At 46.4% G+C, this 3,879-nt stretch carries 3 protein-coding genes and 1 pseudogene; 3 read left to right on the forward strand and 1 reads right to left on the reverse strand.

The window, feature by feature from the left end; all coding sequences use genetic code 11:
* The 3 genes from F6K52_RS33665 to F6K52_RS33675 form a co-directional block, all read left to right on the forward strand.
* A partial coding sequence (locus F6K52_RS33665; RefSeq protein ID WP_293089116.1) for a hypothetical protein occupies positions 1-358 on the forward strand: 358 nt, incomplete at its 5' end.
* Positions 359-729: 371 nt separating this feature from the next.
* Positions 730-1,182, forward strand: coding sequence for a DNA-binding protein (locus tag F6K52_RS33670; protein WP_293089118.1), 453 nt, complete (start codon positions 730-732; stop codon positions 1,180-1,182).
* A gap of 93 nt (positions 1,183-1,275) precedes the next feature.
* A complete protein-coding gene (locus F6K52_RS33675) occupies positions 1,276-3,531 on the forward strand; it encodes a transglycosylase domain-containing protein (protein WP_293089120.1) in 2,256 nt (751 codons plus the stop codon).
* A 164-nt stretch (positions 3,532-3,695) separates the two neighbouring features.
* Here F6K52_RS33675 and F6K52_RS33680 read toward each other — a convergent pair.
* A pseudogene (locus F6K52_RS33680) lies at positions 3,696-3,879 on the reverse strand (Uma2 family endonuclease); the annotation flags it as partial.

A 3,879-nucleotide genomic window follows, 5' to 3' on the forward strand; every position in this document is an offset into this window, starting at 1 on the left:
TCACACTTACCACACTTTAGCTACTTTCATCCCTATTCCCTGTTTCCTTTCTTCCCAATTTTCTAACTATTCCGGTATTGACGCAGTCGCTCATAGTGGACACCACACCACTTCACTTGCTCTACACTCTCTCCACACTTACCACACTTTAGCTACTTTCATCCCTATTCCCTGTTCCCTCGCTCCAAAGTTAGGTTATTTGCGATTGAGATGCAGGTCACGCTACGCGAGTCACGCAAAGCTTCCGCGCTTATGCGATGCTCCTTTGGAGCCGCTACGCGATCGCATTCCCGATTCCCGATTTCCTAACTATTCCGATATTGACGCAGTCGCTAATAGTGGACACCAAAGCACTTGACTTCACCCCCACCCTCTCCACGCTTACCACACTTTAAACCCTATTCCCTGTTTCTTTTCTTCCCGATTTCCTAACTATTCCGATATTGACCCAGTCCCTAATACTGGACACCACACCACTTAACTTCACCCCCACCCTCTCCACGCTTACCACACTTTAAACCCTATTCCCTGTTTCTTTTCTTCCCGATTTCCTAACTATTCCGATATTGACTGAGTCGCTAATAGTGGAAACCACAGCACTTGACTTCACCCCCACCCTCTCCACACTTACCACACTTTAGCTACTTTCATCCCTATTTAAAAAAAGTTGCCAATTTTCTTTTTTTTTATTAAACTAGTAGTATCGGAATAGTTAAAAACACTCCACTCATGAACAAGTGCGTTGGAACTACTGAAGCGGCATCTCTATTAGGAATTTCTTCTCGACGATTGCGCCAACTCCTAGAGAAGGGTCGGGTGCGGGGTGCCTATAAAACCGGGAAATTCTGGATTATTCCTCTGTTCAACCATTTGCCACAAATTACCAAAGGGTCTCGTGGACCAAAGGGGAAATGGCGCACTAGTCGTCCTCCCGCATTAGCGAAGATTAATGTCAACCGTAATCACATTGGCTCGAATATCAAGAAAAGCCCTATTGACCGCAAGCCAGTGATTTCAGTAAAACGCAGTGGCACCAATCTCTACGGCAACGAAGTGGAAATCCTTGGGCCTTGTAAGATTGTCTACAATCCAGATAATCCACTCGATTGTGGCGCTCGTTTGTGGATTGAAACTTTTAGTGATATTCACTTCATTGGTGGCAGTTTTCCCGCTAGTCGTTGATTCGGGAATCGGGAACAGGGAAAAAGAGCTAATTGCTAGAGTTATTACAATGGTTCCATAGGCACCCAAGCTAATTGCTGATCGCTGACAACTATGAGTTCTCCACCACCCTCCAAACCCCCAAAGACCATACTTAGTCAGCTAACTCAGGTAGTACAGACCATTCATGCGAAGGTCAATCTTCAAGCAGTAGCACTAAAGCCTAATGCTAGAGTGCCTGAACTTTGGGTGCAAGACAGTAATACCAACAAATCTGATGTCTATCCCCTGGTTGGGGACCGTTACGTACTCGGGCGCAGTTCCAAATCCTGTGACATAATCGTTCGCAACCCAGTAGTCAGTCAAGTTCATCTGTCCCTAGAACGGTATGGTAGGCGTGGGCGTAGGTTTATCATAAAAGACCAAAACTCTACCAATGGTATCTATCGTGGCAGACGCCGACTTTCCTCTTTGCTGCTGTATCACGGAGACACCCTCACCATTGGCCCACCAGAACTAGCGGCATCAGTTGAGCTACAGTACGTCTATCCTCCCCCCTGGTATATCCAAGGAATTCGTTACTTTCTCTATGGCATCGGTGGCTTAATTGCTTTAGTGGTATTACTAATTGGATTTCAAACCATCAAAGCACCATCAGTCAGGCCATTGCCCGAGGGAGTCACAGGTCCTGTAATTGTTTACTCTCGTGACCAAATTCCCCTACGGCAACCCCGGACCGATGCTCACCGAGAACTGAGGCGGTTATCGGATTTTTCCCCATATTTGCCGAAAGCAGTGATAGCTTCAGAAGACAGCCGCTTTTACTGGCACTTTGGAGTAGACCCCTATGGGATTATGCGAGCTGTGGTGCGGAATATTCAAGGGGGAGGCATTCGCGAAGGGGCTAGTACCATCACTCAGCAGGTAGCACGAAGCCTATTTCCGGAGTATGTCGGTCGAGCCAATACCGCAGACCGGAAAGTGCGGGAAGCAATTATTGCCCTAAAGTTAGAGACAGTTTACAGTAAGGACGCGATCTTAAAGGCTTACTTAAACCGAGTTTACTTAGGTATAGAAGCATTTGGTTTTGAAGATGCTGCTCAATTTTATTTCGACAAATCAGCAGCTAATGTGAATATCCAAGAAGCCGCAACCCTGGTAGCAAGTTTACCAGCACCCAATAGCTATAACCCAATCCAGAATTATGATACCTCATTACAATTACGGAATCGGGTGATAGACCGGATGCACGCTTTGGGAATGATTAGTCGAGAAGAAGCTAATCGAGCTAGGCGATCGCGGATTGAAGTTAGCCCCAAAGCCCGAGAAATTCTGTCTAGCACCAAAGCACGCTATTTCTATAGCTACGTTTTCCAGCAATTGAGGACGTTACTGGGCTCAGAGTTAGCTCAGGAAGGTAATTTTATTGTAGAAACTACTGTGGATACCGAGTTTCAGGCCAAAGCTGAAGCTGCTCTACGGGACTATGTCAAAAATACTGGTAGCCGCTTAGGATTTTCCCAGGGAGCGATCGCAAGCCTGAATACCAGTAATGGCGAGATTCTAGCTATGGTTGGGGGTGCCGATTACCAAAAAAGCCAGTTTAATCGCGTCCAAGCCAAGCGTCAACCAGGCTCAACCTTTAAACTCTTTGCCTATGCTGCTGCCTTAGAAAAAGGGATTTTACCGACCAAAACCTACTCCTGCTCTGGGATTAAACGGATCAGACGTTGTGAGCGGTCTGGAGATGCTACTGAAATTGATATGTATGCTGGTCTGGCTCAATCGGAAAATGCAGTAGCGATCAGGGTTGCTCAAGATGCTGGTTTAGATAGAGTAATACGACTGGCACAACGGTTAGGCATTAGCTCAAAACTGGAGCCTGTATTTGGTTTAGCCTTAGGTCAAAGTGAGGTTAGTCTATTGGAAATGACTGGAGCCTATGGTGCGATCGCAAATCAAGGTATGTGGTATCGTCCCCATGGTATTATTAGAATTCTCGACAGTAGTGATTGCACCGATTACCAAGACTACCAAACCTGTAGAGTAATCTACGACTTCGCTGATCAGCCAACTATCAACAAGCAAGCCGTTTCACCAGCTGTAGCCAACACCATGACAGAAATGCTTCAGGCTGTAGTCACCAGTGGCACCGGTCGCAGTGCTCGGATTGGTCAAGGAGAAGGAGGAAAAACCGGTACTACTGATAAAAATGTAGACTTGTGGTTTATCGGTTTTATTCCCAAGGAGCAGATCGTTACAGGGATTTGGTTTGGCAATGATGACAATTCTCCTACCAGTGGCAGTAGTAGCCAAGCTGCCCAGTTGTGGGGGATGTATATGGGTCAGGTAGTACCGAAAGAGAGTTGATACCGAGTTGTATTCAAAGATAGTAGATTGGTTGGATTGGGAGATAGGGAGATGGGGAGATGGGGAGATGGGGAAATGGGGAGATAGAGAGATGGGGAGATAGAGAGATGGGGAGATGGGGAGATGGGGAAATGGGGAGAAGAGAAAGTTGTTGGTATTAAAGATTAATCCACAAGATCCTCAGGATTGATTCCCATTTGTTTCACTCGAGCTTTCAAAGCTTCAAGCTCAACAAGAGCTTGAGTAGCCCGTTGCTGAGCTTGAGTAGCCCGTTGCTGAGCCTGTTGATTTCTCTCATTTTCGGAGGGATACCGTCTGGCATTTTGGTCATACCAATACAACCACTCC

It is taken from the genome of Moorena sp. SIO3H5, from assembly GCF_010692395.1.
Lineage (GTDB): Bacteria > Cyanobacteriota > Cyanobacteriia > Cyanobacteriales > Coleofasciculaceae > Moorena.

Coding starts and splice junctions, on each gene's coding strand:
- F6K52_RS33675 (WP_293089120.1), top strand. CDS start 1,276: ATGAGTTCTCCACCACCCTCCAAACCCCCAAAGACCATACTTAGTCAG.
- F6K52_RS33670 (WP_293089118.1), top strand. CDS start 730: ATGAACAAGTGCGTTGGAACTACTGAAGCGGCATCTCTATTAGGAATT.